Genomic DNA, 698 nt, shown 5'->3' with positions numbered 1-698 from the left:
GCCTGGGCTTGAGCATCGTCAAGTCCATCACCGAAAAGCTCGGGGGCGCCGTTTCCTTCGAAACCGAGGAAGGCCAGGGAACCTCGTTTCACGTCGACCTTCCCGAGGCGCACAGGCAGGCCGACAAGCCGGTTTTGGTCGAGCGCCGGGCGCGCAAGCGCGATGGCCGCCTGCGTGTCCTCATCTGCGAGGACGAGCCCGACATCGCTGCGGTGATCGCGGCACTTCTTGATGCGGAAGGCTTTTCCAGCGACGTCGCGCCCGATATCGACACCGCCAAGGCGCTCCTGAGCTCCCGCGACTACGTAGCGCTGACGCTCGACATCAAGCTGGCGGGGGAATCCGGCATCAAGCTCTTTCACGACTTAAGGGCATCACCGGTGAATTCCGACATTGCGGTCATCGTCATCTCCGCCGTCGCCGACGAGGCCAGGCGCTCGCTGAACGGCAGCGCCGTCGGCATCATCGATTGGCTGGAGAAGCCGGTGGACTCGAAACGGCTTCACGCCGCTCTCGCCAAGATCGTCGGCCGCAGGGTCGAGCCGAGGCCACAGGTCCTGCATGTCGAAGACGACGAGGGCGTGCTCGCGGTTATGTCGGAGGGGCTGGGCTCGGGCGTCTCGATCACATCCGCAAAGACGCTGCAGGAAGCTCGGCAGGCGGTCGCGAAGCATCGCTTCGATCTGATCATCCTGGAC

General features: G+C 64.3%; 1 protein-coding gene. It reads left to right on the top strand.

The window, feature by feature from the left end:
• Positions 1-698 (top strand): response regulator (locus tag EN879_RS37905; RefSeq protein WP_127274813.1); only part of this gene is annotated, 698 nt, incomplete at both ends.

It is taken from the genome of Mesorhizobium sp. M7A.F.Ca.AU.002.02.1.1 (assembly GCF_003998535.1).
Lineage (GTDB): Bacteria > Pseudomonadota > Alphaproteobacteria > Rhizobiales > Rhizobiaceae > Mesorhizobium > Mesorhizobium ciceri.
The sequence above is the reverse complement of the archived record's forward strand: the minus strand, read 5'-3'. Positions and strand labels throughout refer to the sequence as shown.